Origin of the sequence: Gordonia sp. ABKF26 (genome assembly GCF_041103195.1) — a bacterium.
GTDB classification, from domain to species: domain Bacteria; phylum Actinomycetota; class Actinomycetes; order Mycobacteriales; family Mycobacteriaceae; genus Gordonia; species Gordonia terrae.
This window is the reverse complement of sequence record NZ_JBGCVZ010000003.1, coordinates 2,265,756-2,283,738: the sequence shown is the minus strand read 5'-3', so window position 1 is coordinate 2,283,738 and position 17,983 is coordinate 2,265,756. Positions and strand designations below refer to the sequence as shown.

General features: G+C 68.8%; 16 protein-coding genes. 8 read left to right on the top strand and 8 right to left on the bottom strand.

What is annotated here, in order from left to right; genetic code table 11:
- The first annotated feature begins 9 nt into the window (after positions 1-9).
- Entirely contained in the window at positions 10-975 is a 966-nt protein-coding gene (locus AB4Z55_RS10640; protein ID WP_369519699.1) for a hypothetical protein, read from the top strand.
- Between the two features lie 15 nt (positions 976-990).
- On the opposite strand, the gene AB4Z55_RS10635 is transcribed toward AB4Z55_RS10640, so the two are convergent.
- The 3 genes from AB4Z55_RS10635 to AB4Z55_RS10625 form a co-directional block, all read right to left on the bottom strand.
- Positions 991-2,667 carry a DUF222 domain-containing protein gene (locus tag AB4Z55_RS10635; protein WP_369519698.1) on the bottom strand — a complete coding sequence of 559 codons (1,677 nt, stop codon included), beginning with the start codon at positions 2,665-2,667 and terminating at the stop codon, positions 991-993.
- Positions 2,668-2,857: 190 nt separating this feature from the next.
- Positions 2,858-4,153 (bottom strand): WS/DGAT domain-containing protein, encoded by a 1,296-nt coding sequence (locus tag AB4Z55_RS10630; RefSeq protein ID WP_369519697.1) that lies wholly within the window; start codon positions 4,151-4,153, stop codon positions 2,858-2,860.
- Between the two features lie 28 nt (positions 4,154-4,181).
- The gene (locus AB4Z55_RS10625; protein WP_369519696.1) at positions 4,182-5,432 is read right to left on the bottom strand and encodes an acyl-CoA dehydrogenase family protein; all 1,251 of its coding nucleotides are present in this window, start codon (positions 5,430-5,432) and stop codon (positions 4,182-4,184) included.
- Positions 5,433-5,616: 184 nt separating this feature from the next.
- On the opposite strand from AB4Z55_RS10625, the gene AB4Z55_RS10620 reads away from it, so the two are divergent.
- The 4 genes from AB4Z55_RS10620 (at position 5,617) to AB4Z55_RS10605 (ending at position 11,885) form a co-directional block, all read left to right on the top strand.
- Positions 5,617-8,013: an acetyl-CoA acetyltransferase gene (locus tag AB4Z55_RS10620; RefSeq protein WP_369519695.1), complete on the top strand. Its 2,397-nt coding sequence runs from the start codon at positions 5,617-5,619 to the stop codon at positions 8,011-8,013.
- 135 nt (positions 8,014-8,148) lie between these two features.
- Positions 8,149-9,390: an AI-2E family transporter gene (locus AB4Z55_RS10615; protein ID WP_369519694.1), complete on the top strand. Its 1,242-nt coding sequence runs from the start codon at positions 8,149-8,151 to the stop codon at positions 9,388-9,390.
- 90 nt (positions 9,391-9,480) lie between these two features.
- A complete protein-coding gene (locus tag AB4Z55_RS10610) occupies positions 9,481-10,713 on the top strand; it encodes an acyl-CoA dehydrogenase family protein (RefSeq protein ID WP_004022519.1) in 1,233 nt (410 codons plus the stop codon).
- Positions 10,714-10,733: 20 nt separating this feature from the next.
- A complete protein-coding gene (locus tag AB4Z55_RS10605) occupies positions 10,734-11,885 on the top strand; it encodes an acyl-CoA dehydrogenase family protein (RefSeq protein WP_354562216.1) in 1,152 nt (383 codons plus the stop codon).
- Positions 11,886-11,943: 58 nt separating this feature from the next.
- Here AB4Z55_RS10605 and AB4Z55_RS10600 read toward each other — a convergent pair whose 3' ends face one another.
- Positions 11,944-12,732 (bottom strand): enoyl-CoA hydratase, encoded by a 789-nt coding sequence (locus tag AB4Z55_RS10600; protein ID WP_369519693.1) that lies wholly within the window; start codon positions 12,730-12,732, stop codon positions 11,944-11,946.
- 43 nt (positions 12,733-12,775) lie between these two features.
- Entirely contained in the window at positions 12,776-13,300 is a 525-nt protein-coding gene (locus AB4Z55_RS10595) for a hypothetical protein (RefSeq protein WP_369519692.1), read from the bottom strand.
- Positions 13,301-13,360: 60 nt separating this feature from the next.
- On the opposite strand from AB4Z55_RS10595, the gene AB4Z55_RS10590 reads away from it, so the two are divergent.
- Positions 13,361-14,446 carry an NADH:flavin oxidoreductase/NADH oxidase gene (locus AB4Z55_RS10590; RefSeq protein WP_101821062.1) on the top strand — a complete coding sequence of 362 codons (1,086 nt, stop codon included), beginning with the start codon at positions 13,361-13,363 and terminating at the stop codon, positions 14,444-14,446.
- Between the two features lie 61 nt (positions 14,447-14,507).
- On the opposite strand, the gene AB4Z55_RS10585 is transcribed toward AB4Z55_RS10590, so the two are convergent.
- Entirely contained in the window at positions 14,508-15,167 is a 660-nt protein-coding gene (locus AB4Z55_RS10585) for a TetR/AcrR family transcriptional regulator (protein ID WP_101821158.1), read from the bottom strand.
- Between the two features lie 98 nt (positions 15,168-15,265).
- Here AB4Z55_RS10585 and AB4Z55_RS10580 point away from each other — a divergent pair, with 98 nt between their 5' ends.
- The gene (locus tag AB4Z55_RS10580) at positions 15,266-16,573 is read left to right on the top strand and encodes a cytochrome P450 (protein ID WP_369519691.1); all 1,308 of its coding nucleotides are present in this window, start codon (positions 15,266-15,268) and stop codon (positions 16,571-16,573) included.
- 275 nt (positions 16,574-16,848) lie between these two features.
- Positions 16,849-17,184, top strand: coding sequence for a transglycosylase family protein (locus tag AB4Z55_RS10575; RefSeq protein WP_004022526.1), 336 nt, complete (start codon positions 16,849-16,851; stop codon positions 17,182-17,184).
- A gap of 122 nt (positions 17,185-17,306) precedes the next feature.
- Here the strand turns inward: AB4Z55_RS10575 and AB4Z55_RS10570 are convergent, their stop codons facing one another.
- Positions 17,307-17,726, bottom strand: a complete 420-nt coding sequence (locus AB4Z55_RS10570) for a hypothetical protein (protein ID WP_101821064.1) — start codon at positions 17,724-17,726, stop codon at positions 17,307-17,309.
- Between the two features lie 56 nt (positions 17,727-17,782).
- Positions 17,783-17,962: a hypothetical protein gene (locus tag AB4Z55_RS10565; RefSeq protein WP_033205713.1), complete on the bottom strand. Its 180-nt coding sequence runs from the start codon at positions 17,960-17,962 to the stop codon at positions 17,783-17,785.
- Positions 17,963-17,983: the final 21 nt, after the last annotated feature.

Here is a 17,983-nt window from a genome sequence, read left to right as displayed (position 1 = left end):
TCGGACACCATGGAGTCCCTTCCGGATCGGTCGCTGTCCGACCGTCCCGTCCCCGGTCGGCGCGACGTCGAGCGTCGGCAGGCTGCACTCGATCCCGGCCGTGCTCTCGTCGAGATGCCGTTCCGGGTCGGATTCGCCGTCACCGGCGTGGTGCTGAGCGCCGCGGAATCCGCCGTCACCATCGCTCGGATCACCGCCGGCAGCGTCCAGCACGAGCTCGCGCTGGCCGTCGGCGTCGACGCCGACGAGTTGGGCAGCGCCCGCACGCCGCTCGCCCTGCTCAACCAGCTGTCCGAGCTGCTCGGACCCGACCGGCCGTTCGGACGCATCCTCGCCAGCGGGGGTCCGCTGGAACGGTTGCTGAACCCGGGCGGCGTCATCGACCGGCTCACCGCGTCCGACGGCCCGCTCGAGAAGCTCACCGCGAAAGGCGGGCTCCTCGACCAGATGGCTGACGAGCGAGGCATCCTGATCCGCCTCACCGCCAAGGACGGCCCCCTCGACCGGTTGACCCGCCCGGGCGGCGTCGTCGACCAGTTCACCGAGAACGAGGGCATCCTCGAACGTCTCACCTCCGAGGGCGGGATCGTCGACAAGCTCACGGCGCCCGACGGTGTGCTGGAGAAGGTGACCGCGTCCGGGGGCATCCTCGACCGGCTCGCTGAGGACGACGGCCTGCTCGATCAGCTCCTGGGCGAGAACGGTGCGGTCGAGCGTGCGATCGCACCCGGCGGGCCGCTGGACCGGATCACCGAGCTGACCGAGGTCATCGGACAACTCGGCCCGACCCTGATCACCATGCAGGAGACGGTCCACGAACTCGCCGAGACCGTGGACCTGCTCAACCAATCGGTCGCACCGCTCGGCGGTCTCGCCGAACGGCTTCCCAAACGCCTCACCCGCCCGCCGAAGGGGTCGGGCGGAAACGGACACGGAGACGCCCCGGCGGACACGAACGGGTATCCCCGGGCGTAACCGCCGGAGCTGCCCTCAGAACGGTGGCGGGTCGTCGTGGGTTGTCGGCTGGTGGTGGGCTGCCTCGGTCCGGGCGCGTCGATTCGCGTCGCGCTGTGTCGTGTTGCGGGCGCGTTCCTCTCGCCGCTTCGCGTGTTTGGCGGCGGTGCGTTCGGTGATCGTGCGGGGTGGTCGGCCGTGGTGGTCGGGCACGATGATGCGCGGTGTCGGTGGGGCTTTCGCGGCTTGCTCGAATCGGATACGACGTAGGTTCGGGAAGAGATCCTCGAGGGTTTCGGCCTCGCCGGGGATCACGAAACCTTCCGGCGTCACGAATTCGGTGACCAGACGGCCCTCGTCGTCGCGGTACTGCACGTCGGTCCAATCCCCGTGCGTCTTGTGTAGATGACCGGCGCGGCATTTGGCGTTGAGGTTCTCACTCGAGGTCGCGCCGCCGCGGGCGGGGCGGGCGTGGTCGTATTCGGCGACGTGATCGACGTCGGCGGTGAACGCCGAACGCGTGCACCCCGGCTCGGTGCAGTAACCGTCGCGCACCCGCACGAACTCCGCACACGCACTCGTCGGCCGATACGGGTCACCGGGCAATGCCCCCGGGAACACGATGACACTCTCGACGTCCTGCCGTGATGCGGCGGCATTCGCGGTCCGCGCGCTCGCACCATCGGCGGCGACGCGGGTGGGTGGTGTCCGCACCGGGGTGACCGGCCGGATCGTCGCGTCAGGCCGGGCGGCGAGATCGCGCACATGCTCATCGCAGATCACCCCGTGCCCGTCGACCCAACCGGGTCCGGACCCGCCGGCCAGGGTGGCGGCGTCGGTCACGACATGGATCACGACCTCGGTACCGGCCGTGGTACCGGTGGGGGCGGCAGGATCGGGAGGTGTTGCGGTGCAGTCGGAGTGACCGCACGCGCACGCGAACGCCGTCCGGGTGAGCAACGCGCACATGGCGTCGGACTTCCGTTCCCCGAGGGTGCGGCCATCGCGGTCGCAGACGGATGCGGCCAACTCACGTACCGAGGCGTTGGAAGCCCGGATGTTCTCGGCGGCCATCACCGCGGTGATCTCACCGGTCCCGTCACCGTGGTTTTCGGTCCACACGCCACGGTTGTCCAGCGCCTCGCGGCGCCGTTCGCGGACCGCGTCGGCGTCATGGCCGAAGACCAGACGGTCGATCATGTCGCGCAAACCTGACGTCGACCACGACCCGGACCGAAAGCGCAGCAACTCGGCGATCGATTCGTCGAGCACCTCGATGATCCGACGACTGTCAGGGTCGGCGGGGTCGAGCAGGTGGTCATCGGCCACCAGGTGGGTGCGTCCGATGATCTCGCGGATCTGGTGCGGCCCGATGATGCCGTCGCGCAACGTCTCCAACACCCGCGGCAACCGATCCCGAAGACACAACGCCTCGTCGACCAGCACCCCGGCGCGGTAGCGGCTGATCCCGGCCTCCCGCGACACCCGGGCGACGATGTCACCGAAACCATCAGAGATGTAGCTGTTGCCAACAGAATTCAACAACCGGTCGCACAGCACCAAGATCGTCTGATAGCGGCACCACGCCAGATACGACTCCCCGGCACGGATCGACCCCAAACGCTGCATATGGGTGGCGGTGTCGGCATCAGCCGGGCGGGCAGGATCGACCCCGGCGAGGAACTCGCCCGGCAGATCCGTCCATGCCCCCACAGTGACTACCCCCGAAGTCGTTGCCGCCCGGCCTGGTTGACCGGTCCACCTGATACATCCAAGATAGACCCGACCACCGACAAGAAATCGCGCCCGACGAGCAGTCCTCGACATCTGGCTATGGTCGGCTGCGCAGATCATGTCGATTCGAAGGGAGCGGGGGCGCCGGTTTGCGGCGGCGGTGAGGACCTCAGCTACACACCGCCCGGGCGAGCAGCTCCACGTACCGGTCCACGTCATCCATCACATCGGGGCTCGTGGTCACCGAGATCGCGATCCGATCGCCGATCCCGTGCACGCCGTGGGTCAGGCCCTGAGCGGGCGACAGCGCGGGAAAGCCTGTGGTGAACAGGATCTCGCCGCCATCGAGGTCGAGGTCGGCGGCGCCACGGTTCACCGACGACACCACCGAGACCCCGGTGACCGTCTCGGGCGGGGTGTCGAGGTCGAAAGCGTCGATCCCCCATCGGGCCAGAAGCGCGGGCGTCGATTCGGACGCCCGACGCCGCGCATCCCGCAACGGGTCCTTCTCGGCCGCTCGAGCTGTGGCGATGTCGGCGCCGATGAGTCGCGCGCGCTCGTCGAGGTCGTCGACGTCGATGTGCAGGTCCACTCCGGCATTGCGGAAGTGGTTGCGGGACCGCGGTTCACCTGACCGGCCGATCGTCAGCTCGACGCCCATCCGCCGCCCGGTCTCACCCAGGTATTCCGGCAACGCCACCGAGATCGCGGTGAGTACCGCGACCGTGACCGGCTGTCCGCGGGCGGTCAGGCGATCGCGCTCGACGACCAGCACCCGAAGGGTCCGACGCGGGCCGGGCGAGGCGTTCAGCGGAGTCGGTGTGTACCCCGGTGTTTCCGGCACGGACGCCGAGGCGAGCCGCGCCGCGCGGAATCCCCGCCGGGCCGTCATGACGAACTCGCCGGGGAATCGGAGGACACCACCGAGTACAGTCCCGGCGTCGAACAGCAGCCCGCGACCCGGCCGGTGTCGTGCGGGCCCGGGATCCCGTTGCGTGGCGGGCGCAGTGAACAATTCACGAGCGATCCGAGAAGCGCGACGTCCGTCACCCAGCGCGTGACAGATCTGCAGTACGACGACGCAGGCCGCGCCCGCGGCGCCCGGGGCGTCGACGACGGGACCGAACAGGTGTACCCGCCACGCCGCCGACGTGGGGTCGAGTGGACTGGCGATGAGTGCGGCGATCTGGGCCAGGCACGACGACCACGTCCGGCTCGACCGGTCCACACGGACCTGGTCGTCGGTGGGCCGTACGGATTCCCAGTACGGGCGGTCGACCGTGCCGGGGACCTCTCGTATCCGGAGGCACAGATCGTCGACGAACGCGGCACGGAGCCGAAGTCGCGCCGCGCAGTCCTCGATCGGACTACGCGGCGCGGCAAAGCAATACACCACGACCTCGTCGTTCGGGATGTGTTGCGACATCCAGTACGACGCCGCGTCCGCCGCGGCCATCCGGTGCATGGCCGCCAGAGTAGCGGCGCGGCGCGCGCTACTTCTGTCCGGCGCTCCAGGCGTACGGCAGGTCGGTGCCGTTGAGCACGTGGTCGCCGACCGCCTGCAGCTTGAAGATCAACGGGTTGTGCACCGAGATCACCCGGGCGTTGCGCCAGTGACGGTCGAGGCGCAGACGTTCGGAGGTGATCGACGCACCACCGACCTCGAACAGCTGGGTGGTGGCGTCGAGGACGGCGGGGATGACCGCGGCCTGGGCACGGGCGACGTCGAACTCGACGCGGTCGAGGAGATCGGCGTCCTCCCAGCCGGCGAGTGCGAGCTCGTCGAGTTCGTCGGCGATGTCGAGGACCAGCGTGCGCGCGGTGTAGGCCGCCGCCGACAGCCGGCCGATCACCTGCTGCACGAGCGGATCGTGGCGTGGCAGGTCGGCCGTCGAGTGGGTGAAGGTGCGTGTGCGGTTGCGTACCCACTCCACGACGTCGTCGGTGGCGCGCGCCGCGATGCCCGCCAGCACCGCGAGCTGGACCAGCTGCAAGTACGACGTCGCGTACGTGCGGCCCTCGCCGCCGTAGCCAGGACCGAGGACACGCTCGGCCGGGACCTCGACGCCGGCGAACTCGGTGGTGCCACTTGCGGTCAGGCGCTGGCCGAAGCCATCCCAGTCGTCGTGCTGGGTGACACCGTCGGCGTCGGCGTCGACGAGCACCGAGACGCGCTCCCCGTCCTGGTCGGCGGCGACGAGGATGTGATCGGAGTAGAGACTGCCGGTGCTGTAGTACTTGGTGCCGTCGAGCCGGAACCCGTTGCCGTCCGCGCTCGCCGGGTCGGGGGTGAGGCGCGTCTGATAGCGGTCGATGGCACCGACGCCGGGCTCGGTGATGGCGTTGCCGACCAGCGTCCCCTCACCTACCTTGCGCAACCACTGCTGCGCGGCCTCATCCGGGAGTGCGGACAGCTGGTCCTCGACGAACGACCAGTGCACGCGCAGGGCCTGCGGCAGATTGGACTCCGCGGCGGCCAGATCGATGAGCAGCCGGAACAACTGCCGGATCGACGCACCGTATCCGCCGAGTTCCACCGGCACGCGCAGCGCGCCGAACTTCGCCTCCCGCAGCCAGGAGACCTCGTCGTGTGCGAGCCTGCGGTCGTCCTCGCGCTGTACCGCGCCCTCGGCGATCCGGGCGAAGATCGGCGCGAACACCTCGTCGAGCCGCTCGTCGGTCGTTCCGGCGGACTCGCCGGTCGCGGGCCCGCCGGCAGGCTTGGTGGACACGGTGGACGTCATCGGTGGTCCTTTCGATCGCAATCTGGTCGGCGACAGTCTGGCCCGATCCGCGGCGCCCGACCACGGTTGGAACCGCGCTGACCGCAACACTGACGTTCCCGGCGAGCCGACCGCACACTGACGCCCCGACGTTCGTGCACCACCTCCGATGAGACCCCGGTCACGCCGTGTGTCAATGTTTGGTATGCCAACAACGCTCGTTGATATCGATCCGAACACCCCCGTCGTCGTCGGCGTGGGCCAGGCCTCGGAACGCCTGACCGATCCCGGCTACGAGGCCCTCGGCGAGGCCGACCTCGCCGCCCGGGCGGTGACCGCCGCGTTCGCCGACTCCGGGGGCGATGTCGCCGCGTCGATCGACACCATCGCCGCGATCCGGTCGTTCGAGATCTCGAGCCCGTTGTCGTCGTCACCGCTGGGCCGTCCGGACAACATGCCGCGGGCGGTCGGCAACCGGATCGGTGTGGACCCCCGCCGCGCGGTGCAGGCGGTGACCGGTGGTCAGACCCCGCAGACGATCCTCACCGAGCTCGCCGGGACGATCGCGGCCGGCAGATCCGAGGGCGCAGTCGTCTTCGGCGCCGAGGTGATGTCGACCGTCCGCCATCTGATGTCCCAGCCGGAGGACCAGCGGCCGAGCTTCGCCGAAGAGGTCGGGGGCCAGCTCGACGACCGCGGCTTCGGGCTGAAGGGGATCATCACCGTTGCCGAGATGCGGCACGGCCTCGCATCGGTGCTGCCGCAGTACGCCCTACTGGAGAACGCGCGCCGGCACTCCTCGGGGCTGGGCCGGGACGCCTACATCGCCACCATGGGTGAGTTGTTCGCCCCCTTCACCGAGGTGGCCGCCGCCAACCCGCACTCGGCGGCACCGACGGCGCGCACCGCCGCCGAACTCGTCGCGGTCACTCCCGAGAACCGGGTCGTGGCGGATCCGTTCACCCGGTACATCGTGGCGCGCGATCAGGTGAACCAGGCAGCTGCGGTGGTCGTGATGTCGGTCCGGGCGGCGCAGGCCGCCGGGATCGATCCAGCGAAATGGGTGTTCCTGCATGGTCACTCGTCGACCGTCGAACGCCCCGTCCTGGCTCGTCCCGACCTCGGCTCCGCCCCCGCAGCCCCGGCTGCGGTGCAGCACGCGCTGCAGGTCGCCGGACTCGGACTCGACGACATCTCGGTCGTCGACATCTACAGCTGCTTCCCGATCGCGGTGTTCAACGTCCTCGACGGAATCGGGATGGCGCCCGACGATCCACGCGGGCTGACCCTCACCGGCGGGTTGCCGTTCTTCGGCGGCCCGGGCAACAACTACTCCCTGCACGCGATCGCCGAGGTGGTCACGCGGGTCCGACGATCACCGGGCGATTTCGGTCTGGTCGTCGCCAACGGCGGGGTGCTGAGCAAGCATGCCGCCGGGGTGTACTCGACGACGCCGGCACCGTGGCGCCCGGACACCAGCGGACCGGTCCAGGCCGAGCTCGACGCGGCGGCAACCGTTCCCACCATCGCCGACGCCGACGGCGCCGCGGTCATCGAGACCTACACGGTCATCCCGCAGAAGAGCGGCCGCCGCACCGGTGTGGTCATCGGCCGGCTGGTCGACGGGACCTCGCCGGACGGGCTCGGCGCCCGGTTCGTCGCCAATCTCGACTCCGACGACGACGAGTTCTTCGACCTTCTCCTGACCTCCGACGACCCCGTCGGCACGCCGATCGTCGTGCGGTCGTTCGACAAGGGCAACCGGGTGGCCCTGACCGCCGCGGCCATGAACTCCCGGCATCCGGTTGTCGCACCGGCATTCCGCGAGTCCTACGAACATGTCGAGGTCCGTCGCGACGGTCGGTTGCTCGAAGTGACCATCAACCGCCCCGACGCACGCAACGCGTTGAACCCCGCGGCCAACGCCGAACTCGACTCGATCTTCGAGGCCTACTTCGCCGATCCCGACCTGTGGGTGGCGATCCTGACCGGTAAGGGCGACAAGGCCTTCTCGGCGGGCAACGACCTCGCCGCGACCGCAGGCCCGGCCGCCCTGTCGGTCCCGAAGAACGGGTTCGCGGGACTGACCTCACGGCGCAGCCTTCCCAAACCGGTCATCGCCGCGGTCAACGGGTTCGCACTCGGCGGTGGCTGTGAGATCGCGATGGCCTGCCACATCGTCGTGGCCGACGAGGACGCCTCCTTCGGCCTGCCCGAGGTGAAGGTCGGACTCGCGGCGGCCGCCGGCGGATTGGTCCGGCTGCCGCGGATGATCCCACCTGCGCTCGCGCGCGACATGATCCTGACCGGCCGCCGGATCTCGGCCGCCGAGGCCGCCGCCGCCGGTCTGGTGAGCCGGATCGCCCCGGCCGGAAAGGTTCTCGAGACCGCGCGCGGAGTGGCCGAGGAGATCCTCGCCGCCTCACCCACGTCGGTGCGGGCGTCGATCGCCACCATGGAGCAGTCCGATGCCATCACCGACACCGTCGATGCCGTCCACGCCAGCACCTCGGTGCTCGACTCGCTGGTCATCAGTGGCGACACCCTCGAGGGGATCATGGCCTTCGTGATGAAGCGTTCACCGAACTGGAAGGGTCACTGAGAACCAACCGGAGACGTAAGCACGCCGAAAGCGCGCGGATGGTCGTCGAATGGTCAACACTTGACGGCGGCCACCCCGCGCGTCGGGGTGGCCGCTGTTCCGACACATCAGTCGTGTCCAGAAAGGCGGCACACCATGTCCGGTCGCAGTGAGGCAAGCGGAACGAAGTCGTCCAAACGCACTCCGCCACAACCCTCGTACCGCGTCGATCCGCCCGATTGGACGCTGCCGCGGGGAACCATCGTGCTCCTCACCATCGCCGGGCTCGTCGTCGCCATCGCCGGGATCAAGTCGGTGGCGTCGCTGGTCGGGCCGATCTTCCTCGCGCTGATGCTCACCGTCGCCGTTCAGCCGATCCCGACCTGGTTGCGCAAGAGAGGATTTCCCCGCTGGGCCGCCTTCGTGACGACGGTGCTCCTCGTCTACGGGATCCTCATCGGATTGTTCGCGGCGCTGGTGTTCTCGGTCGCGCGCCTGGCGTCGATACTCCCCCAGTACGACGACAAGTTCGACGACCTCGTCACCAGCTTCCAGAACTTCCTCACCAGTCACGGCGTGAGCCACGACAAGGTGCAGGACATGATCTCCCACGTCGACACCAGCAAGGTCGTGAGCGCGGTGACCGACGTTCTGGCCAGCACGTTCAGTGTCGCCTCGGCACTGATCCTGGTGCTTGCCCTGCTGCTGTTCATGGCGGCGGACTCGGTCGGCTTCGACGATCGGATGAACATCCTGGACCGGATGCGTCCCGACATCGCATCGGCCTTCCGTTCCTTTTCCCAGGGCACACGCAGCTACCTCTGGGTGTCGACGGTCTTCGGGCTCATCGTCGCCGTCCTCGACAGCGTGGCCCTCGCCCTGCTCTCCATCCCGCTCCCCATCCTCTGGGGCCTGTTGTCGTTCATCACCAACTACATCCCGAACGTCGGCTTCATCATCGGTCTCGTCCCACCCGCACTGCTGGGTCTGCTCGACGGCGGGGTCAGCAAGATGCTGATCGTCATCGTCGTCTACAGCGCCATCAACGTCGTCATCCAGTCGGTGATCCAGCCGAAGTTCGTCGGCGACGCGGTGGGACTCTCCACCACCCTGACGTTTCTGTCCCTGCTCTTCTGGGCCTGGGCGATCGGACCGTTGGGCGCGATCCTCGCGGTACCGCTGACACTGCTCGGCAAGGCCCTGCTCATCGACATCGATCCCGCGACCCGCTGGGCGGACGTGCTGCTGTCGTCGGGCGGAAAGCCGAACGACACGGACTCACCCGACGACGAGGCACCCGACGGCGACGGCGCCGAGCCCACGAAGACCCCGGACGCGGAGCGCGAGGATCCACCTCGCGGTTCCGCTCCGGACGTCACACTGAAGCCGGAAACGTGAGGCGGGCTACGCACCGCGCCGATCATTGGGTAGATTCCCTTTCGACCCCAATCTGACCACAACCGTTTACAGATAGGTTGCGCACCGCTCATGGACATGAACTGGTCTCCGGACGACGCTGCGTTTCGCGACGAGGTCCGCGCGTTCCTCGACGAGAAACTGACCCCCGACCTACGCGCGGCGGGCACGCTGCGCACCAGCGTCTACTCCGACCACGAGGCCTCGATGGAGTGGCAGGCGATCCTGCACGAGCGTGGCTGGGCCGCTCCCGCGTGGCCGGTGCAGTACGGCGGGTGCGACTGGTCGCAGTCCCAGCACTACATCTTCAGCCGTGAGTCGATCCTCGCCGGCGCACCCTCGCTGTCGCCGATGGGCATCCGCATGGTGTCGCACGCGATCATGGCGTTCGGCACCGACGAACAGAAGAACTTCTTCCTGCCCGGCATCCTCGACGGCAGCGTGTTCTTCTGCCAGGGCTACTCCGAACCCGAGTCCGGCTCCGACCTCGCGTCGCTGTCGATGGCCGCGGTCGACGACGGCGACGACCTCGTCGTCACCGGTTCGAAGATCTGGACCACGCACGCCTCGGAGGCGAACTGGATCTTCTGCCTGGTGCGCACGTCGCGCCAGGAGCGCAAGCAGCAGGGCATCACGTTCGTCCTCATCGACATGAACTCGCCGGGTATCGAGGTACAGAACCTGGTGTTCGCGTCCGGCGAGCAGGTCCAGGCGCAGGTCTTCTTCGACGGTGTGCGCGTCCCCAAGAAGAACGTCCTCGGCAAGATCGACGACGGTTGGACCGTCGCCAAGTACCTGCTCGTCTTCGAGCGCGGAGGCGGCGCGGCCGCACCGGCGCTGCAGGTCATGGCCGAGCAACTGGGGCGGGACGCGGCATCGGTGACCGCACCGAACGGCGGCCCGTTGTCGGAGGATCCGGCGTTCGCGGCCAAGCTCACCGATCTCCAGGTCCGCGCGAAGATCCTCGAGGTCCTCGAATACCGCGCGCTCGCCGCGATGAGTTCGGGCAAGGACCCCGGTTCCATCGCATCGATGCTGAAGATCCTCGGCACCGAGCTGAGCCAGGAGATCACCACCCTGAGCCTGGAGGCCGCCGGCCCCCACGGACGCGTCTTCCAGCCGCACGCCACCAAGCCGGGCGGACCCATCTTCCAGTACACCCCGCCCACCGACGGCTACGTCAGCGGCGAACCGTGGCAGGCCGTCGCGCCGCTGCACTACTTCAACGACCGCGCGGGCTCGATCTACGCCGGCAGCAACGAAATTCAACGCAACATCCTCGCCAAAGCGGCTCTCGGTCTCTGACGGGTCACAGGAGAAAACTGATGGACTTCACACTCACACCCGAACAGCAACTGCTGTCCGACGGTCTCGGCAAGTTCCTCGACGCACGGTACGACCTGCAGGTCAGCCGCGACGCGGCCAAGGTCGGCGAGGGCTGGCAGCCGAAGATCTGGAAGGCCTTCGTCGAGGACCTCGGCGTCGTCGGTGCCTGCCTGCCCGAGGACATCGGCGGATTCGGCGGCGGCCCGGAGGAACTGATGGTCGTCACCGAGGCGCTCGGGCACGCTCTCGTGGTCGAGCCGTTCGTCGACACGGTGGTGCTCGGCGCGGGTCTCCTCCATGCGACCGGCAACCCGACCGCTCTCGAAGCCGCCGGTCGCATCGCCGAGGGCGAGGCCCTGAGCGCGCTGGCCGCACTCGAAGACGGCTCGGGCGGGGTTCTCTCACGGATCGAGACCAGTGCCGACCGCGACGGTGACGCCTGGGTGCTCAACGGCACCAAGGCTGTCGTCACCACGGCGCCGCTCGCCGACTACCTCATCGTCAGCGCCCGCACCGCAGGCGAACCCCACGACCCCGCCGGGGTCTCGCTGTTCCTCGTCGACCTCGCCGATGGTGGCCCGAAGGGTCTCGAGCTGCACAGGCTGCGCACCATCGACGACCGCCAGGCGGCCGACATCACGTTCACCGACGTGCGCCTGCCCGCCGACGCGCTCATCGCCGACGAGAATGCGATCGAGATCCTCGAGAAGGCCTGGGACACCGCGACCGCCGCGGTGGTCTCCGAGGCCGTGGGCCTGATGCGCAAGGTGTTCACCGACACCGTCGAATACTCCAAGCAGCGCGAGCAGTTCGGCGTGCCCATCGGCAGTTTCCAGGTGTTGCAGCACCGCATGGTCGACATGCACCTCGAACTCGAGCAGTCGGTCGCCGCACAGTATTTCGCGATCCTGTCCCTCGACGGCTCCCCGGCCGAGCGTGCGGCGGCGGTCTCGGCCGCCAAGGCCACGATCAGTCGCGCCGCCCGGTTCATCGGCCAGAACGCGGTGCAGTTGCACGGCGGCATGGGCATGACCGAGGAACTGGCGATCGGTCACTACTTCAAGCGACTGACCGCGATCGAGTACGAATTCGGCACCGCCGACGCCCATCTCGCGCGCTTCGCGACCGCCACCGCGCAGATCGACGCCTGACTCCATCGCAGAATCGCCACCTCCCGCTTCCGGTGGGTGGCGATTCTGCGACCGGGCCCTAGCTGTCGGTCCACACCGGCTTCCGCTTCTGCAGGAACGCCGACATCCCCTCCTGCGCATCGCACGTCATCGCATTGGTCGCCATCGTCTCGCCCATCTCGTCATAGGCGGCGGACTCGTCGAGCTCGATCTGCCGGTAGAACGCCTGCTTGCCGATGGACACGGTCCGGGCACTCGATCCGGCGATCTGCAGAGCCAGTTCACGCACCGAGTCCGCCAGCGCCTCGTCGTCGACGACACCGCTCAGGAGTCCCCACTCGGCGGCGGTCTCGGCATCGATCGCCTCGCCGGTGAGCAACATGTGCATCGCGCGCTTGCGTCCGATCGCGCGGGACAGCGCGACCATCGGCGTCGAGCAGAACAACCCGATGCGGACGCCCGGCGTGCTGAATCGCGCGCTGCGACCGGCCACCGCCAGATCACAGGTCGCGACCAGTTGGCACCCCGCCGCGAACGCCATGCCGGCGACCTCGGCGATGACGGGCGGGCGCACGTCGTGGACCGTCTGCATCAGCTCGGTGCACGTCGCGAATACAGCGCGCTCGTCGTCGAGCGTTCGGTCGACGAGTTCACCGAGGTCATGCCCGGCGGAGAAGGCGGGCCCGAGCGCGCGGATCACGATCACTCGCACGCGCGGGTCGTCGTCGAAGTTCCGCAGCGCGGCGGTGATGGCGCGCATGGTGCTCGTGGACAACGGGTTACGACGCCGCGCATCCCCCAACGTGATCACCCCGAGGGGTTCGGCGATCTCCGTCGACACCGCATCGAGCGCGGTCTGATCTGTCATGTTCGGCTGCCTCTCATCCGTTCTCTGCACTGACGCACGTTCGTCACTCGCGCACCCGGTATCGGTCGCCGACCGCGATGTAGACGGTGTAGCCGATCAGCGCCAGGACGTAGACGACGAGCGGCACCGCGAACGCCCAGGCGTTCATCGACGCCTCCCCCGACGCCGAGAAGACCGTCGTCGCCGCCAGCAGCCAGGCCAGCAGTGCCATCGTGGCCGCCCCGATCAGCTCCAGGTCCCCGGCCATCAGGCGGTTGAATTCGGCGCGGCGCTCGGGGCGCATCCAGTACTCCTTGCGGTGCCGGCCGGGGAGGTTGATCGCTCGCGCCGGCAACCGGGCGAGCAACGGACCCGAAGCGCCGAACACCACCACGATCAGAAGGCCGACCGCACCCAGGCCAGTCAGCACGACCCACTTCGAATCCCACCTGGTGACCTCGCCTGCGGCGTCGATGTGCCCCGCGATCCGGGCCGGACCGGCGACGGCGACCGCCACCCACACCGACGCGAACACGGCTGTGGCGAGTACGAACGCCCATCGCTGCGCGCTCCACGGCGAATCGGTCATGCCATGACGATATGGCAGCCGGCAGGGAATACGGCGCCCCGTCGATCGTTGTGTCTCCTCGTGACCAGTACCGCGCTCTTCGAACCGATCACCCTCCGCGACGTCGCCGTCCCGAACCGGATCTGGCTCGCCCCGATGTGCCAGTACAGCTGCTTCGCCGGCGACGGGGTGCCCACCGACTGGCACCTGACGCACCTCGGCGCCCGAGCGGCCGGCGGCTTCGGACTCATCCTCACCGAAGCGGCGGCCGTGGTACCCGAAGGTCGGATCAGCGCCCATGACGCCGGACTGTGGAACGACGACCAGGCGGCGGCGTGGCGGCGCATCGTCGACTTCGTACATTCCCAGGGTTCGGTCATCGGCACCCAGCTCGCCCACGCGGGCCGCAAGGCATCCACATATGCGCCGTTCGACGACCGCTCCGGGGCGATCCCGCTCGACGACGGCGGCTGGACGACATTCGGCCCGTCCGACGTCGCCTTCGAGGGACTACCCGCCCCCACCGCGATGACCACGGACCAGATCGCCGAGGTGGTGAACGCATTCGCGCAGGCCGCCCGTCGCGCCGACGACGCCGGCTTCGACGTGGTGGAGATCCACGCGGCACACGGCTACCTGCTCCACCAGTTCCTCTCCCCGCTCTCGAACCGGCGCACCGACGCCTACGGCGGCGACTTCGACGGACGCACCCGGCTGACCCTCGAGGTCGCCGACGCGGTCCGCGCGGTGTGGCCGTCGTCGAAGCCGCTCTTCATCCGCGTCTCCGGCACCGAATGGACCGAGGGTGGGTGGGACGTCGAGGAATCGGCGCGTCTCGCCGCTCTCCTCGCCGGCCGCGGCGTCGACCTCGTGGACGTCTCCTCGGGTGGCAACGTCCTCGCCGACATCCCGGTCGGTCCCGGCTATCAGGTCGATCTCGCCCGCTCGATCCACCGGGAGTCGGGCGTTCCGACCGCGGCCGTCGGCCTCATCACCGAACCCGATCAGGCCGAGAAGATCGCCGGCGACGACGACATCACCGCCGTCTTCTTCGGTCGTGTCGCGCTACGCGAACCGTCGTGGCCGCTGCGCGCCGCGCACGAGCTGGGCATCGATCGTCGCGAGGCGCCGTATCCCCCGCAGTATCAACGCGGTTCGTGGCACTGAGCCCGGTCCCCGCTCCCTGAGGAGGCCCGGAGCTCGCGGAGGGCCGTCACGAAGGGTCTCGTCACTCCGACCGCGGCACCACCAGCGCGAGGGCCGCCGCGGTCGCCGACTCGATGATCGACGCCAGCGGAGTCCCGGATTCGACGGCTCCGGCGGTCAGCTCCCGGAAGCCACCCCACAGGAAGATCGCGCGCTGACGGTCCATCGGCACCACCCCCGCCGCGGCCATCGCCGGGGTCGAGGTGAGGCCGACGAAGAGTTCGATCCACGCTTCCATCGCCTCGTCCTTGACCGACTGGGCGGCGCTGCCGAGCGCGGGCAATTCGCGAATCCAGCTCAACGTGAGACCCGGATACCGATCACTCGCTGCGACGTATGACGACACCGCTTGTCGCACTTGCTCGTCGATGGGTGCCTCCGCATCGACGCGTCGCGCGATCTCGGCGATCATGAACGTGTTGGTCACCGTCAGCAGTGCGAAGAAGCATGCCTGCTTGTCGGCGAACTCCTGGTAGAACGACCGCCTCGAGGTCCGCGCGACCCGCACGATGTCGGCGACCGTGGTGTCGCGGTACCCCGCATCGGCGATGCACTCGAGCATCGCGGCGAGCAATCGGTCCCGGGTCGACGCGCCGGCCGGCGAGCTCAGCCAGGGCGCCGGGAGCGGAGCGAGCGGGCCCGGCGTCGCGGGCGGGGCAAGCGGGCCCGATCCAGCAGTCACGTCCTCGAGCATAGGCCCTTGCCCCGGCCGGTACGTGAGCGTACCGTCGGCTGGTACGTGGACGTACCAGCTGACTGCGGCGAGAGGACCCGACGCCCGTGAACACACCGACCCGAAGCGGCGAGGCGGTACTCCCGCCCACCACGTCGATCCCGTCCGCCGTCCAGGGCCTCGGTGCGGTCGTCTCGCGGCGACACTTCTTCCGGTATCTCCACGACCGGCACGGATCGGCCTTCACCGTGAACCTGCCCGTCTTCGGTCCGACAGTCGTCATCTCCGACGCCGCGATGGCGCGCGAGTTGTTCACGTCGGGCGACAAGGTCGAGAACGTCCAGCCCAACCTCGGCCGCATCCTGGGCACCGGATCGATGTTCGCACTGGAGGGCGCCCGACACCGCGCCCGACGCAAGCTGCTCACCCCGCCGTTGCACGGCAAGCCGATTCGGTCCTACGAGCAGATCGTGGTCGACGAGGTCCGCGCCGAAACCGCTGACTGGCGCCACGGGGTCGAGTTCGCCTGCATCGAACCGATGATGCGCATCACCCTGAACGTGATCCTCCGCGCCGTCTTCGGCGCTGAGGGGAACGATCTCGACCGGCTCCGCGACATGATCCCCCCGATGGTGACCGTCGGGTCGCGCGCCGCGACGATGCCCCCGCTCCCCCGTCTCCTCCGGCCGGTCGACCCCAATCACCGGTACGCGCGCCGCAATGTCGAATACCGCCACTACGTGGGCGGCCTGATCACCAAGGCGCGCAACGATTCCCGCCTGGACGAACGCACCGACATCCTCGCGATCATGCTCCGCAGCACCTACGACGACGGCAGCCCGATGAGCGACGACGAGATCGCCGAGGAACTGCTCACCATGCTCGCCGCCGGACACGAGACCACGGCCACGACCCTCGCGTGGGCGCTCGAGCGACTGCGGCGCCACCCCGAGGTGTTGCGCCGGCTCGTGGCCGAAGTGGACGCCGGCGGACACGACTACCGCCACGCCACGATCCTGGAGGTCCAGCGAAGCCGACCCGTCATCGACTTCGCCGGCCGGCATGTGGTCGCCGATCATCTCGATCTCGGCGAGTGGCGGATCCCGAAGGGATACAACGTGCTCGTCTCGATCGCCCTCCTCCACGACGACAGCCGCGAATTCGCCCGGCCCGAGCGCTTCGACCCCACCCGCTTCCTGGGCACCAAGCCCTCGTCGGCGTGGCTGCCGTTCGGCGGCGGGACCCGGCGGTGCATCGGGGCGGCGTTCGCCACCATGGAGATGGACGTGACGCTGCGGACGTTGCTGGAGGACCACGAGCTGCTACCGACCGCCGAACGGTCCGAACGCTGGTTCTCGCGCGGGGTGGCCTATGCCCCGTCTCGCGGCGGGCGGATCGCGGTCCTACCACGCTGAGCCCCGCCTGACGCCGACTCGAACGTGACGGGTCCCACTTTCTCCCTGTGACCTTCGTCATCGAACGCGGCCGAACACGCATGCTCGAGAACCCCCGCGGAATTGCGGGATGCGCTGGGAATTCGCCGGAAAGCTAACAGCGTTATCCGGACGTTATCCGAACCCCGCAGGTCACGGCGTCGACGTGACCCAGCCGTTACCGAACCCGTATGGTCGCCCACGGTCCGAGATCAACTGTCCTGCCAACCCCGGGGCAGTGAGGAGGAACGAAGACCATGCGTATGACCAAGACCCACATGACCAAGCTCGTCGCCCGCGCCGCGATCGTCGGTGCACTGACCGCCGCCCCCTTCGGGATGCTGGCGTCCACCGCACATGCGGCAGGCGGCAACTGGGACGCGGTCGCTCAGTGCGAGAGCGGCGGCAACTGGGCCACCAACACCGGCAACGGATACTACGGCGGCCTCCAGTTCTCGATGAGCACCTGGCAGGCCAATGGCGGAACCGGCAACCCGGCAGACGCCTCCCGTGAGGAGCAGATCCGCGTCGCGGAGAACGTGCTCGCTTCGCAGGGCGCCGGAGCCTGGCCGACGTGCGGCGCCAACCTCTGACGCACGCACCGGCGCAGCACGCGCCGTGAGGCCGTGCAGTCGTTGACACGACGAGGCCGGCGGGTCCATCCAGGACTCGCCGGCCTCGTTGCGTCTGACGCCGCCTACGGTTCTGACGCTGCCTACGGCGTGGGTGCGGCGTCGTCCCCGCTGTCCCCGACAGTCGTGTCCAGCGCGCTCACCGCGATGCCATACGGCAGGAATCGCACGTTGCGGCGGGGATCGGTGTTGCTCTTGTTGGCGCGCAGTGCGTCGAGTTCGGTGGCGTAGACCTGCTCGACCCGGGCACCGCCGTCGTCCTCGACGACGAAGACCGCCCAGACACCGGAGCCGGCCTCACCGGTGGTCTCTTCGCGCGGCTTGGTGCGCGTGCGCCCGCGGGCGGCCTCGTCGAAGAACATCGAGAAGGCCGCCGGCCCGGCCTGCCCCTCGAAGAGCTTGCCGAACACGTCACGCAATCCGTCCCCGGCCTCCCGTGCGAACCGGTCGAAGTCCTCGGGGCCGAAGTTGAATGAGCCGCCGAAGCCGCTGTTGTCGCTCATGATGTTCCCTTCCTCCGGCGCCCTGACGGGCCGCCGGCCAACTCAGCCCAGTCTCCTCACAAATCCGCGGCTTCGCCACCCGCGTTCTCGGTCTCGTCGAGCCGCTGATGCAGTCGGGCACGAACGTCATCGGCCGAATAGGACTTCCGTTGCCGTTGATCCCGCGCGACCATCACCCCGCCGGTGGCCACCCCGACCGCGCCCGCCAATCCCAGCCATTTCCAGAGGTTCCTCATGCGGGCAGGATAGGTCGCTCG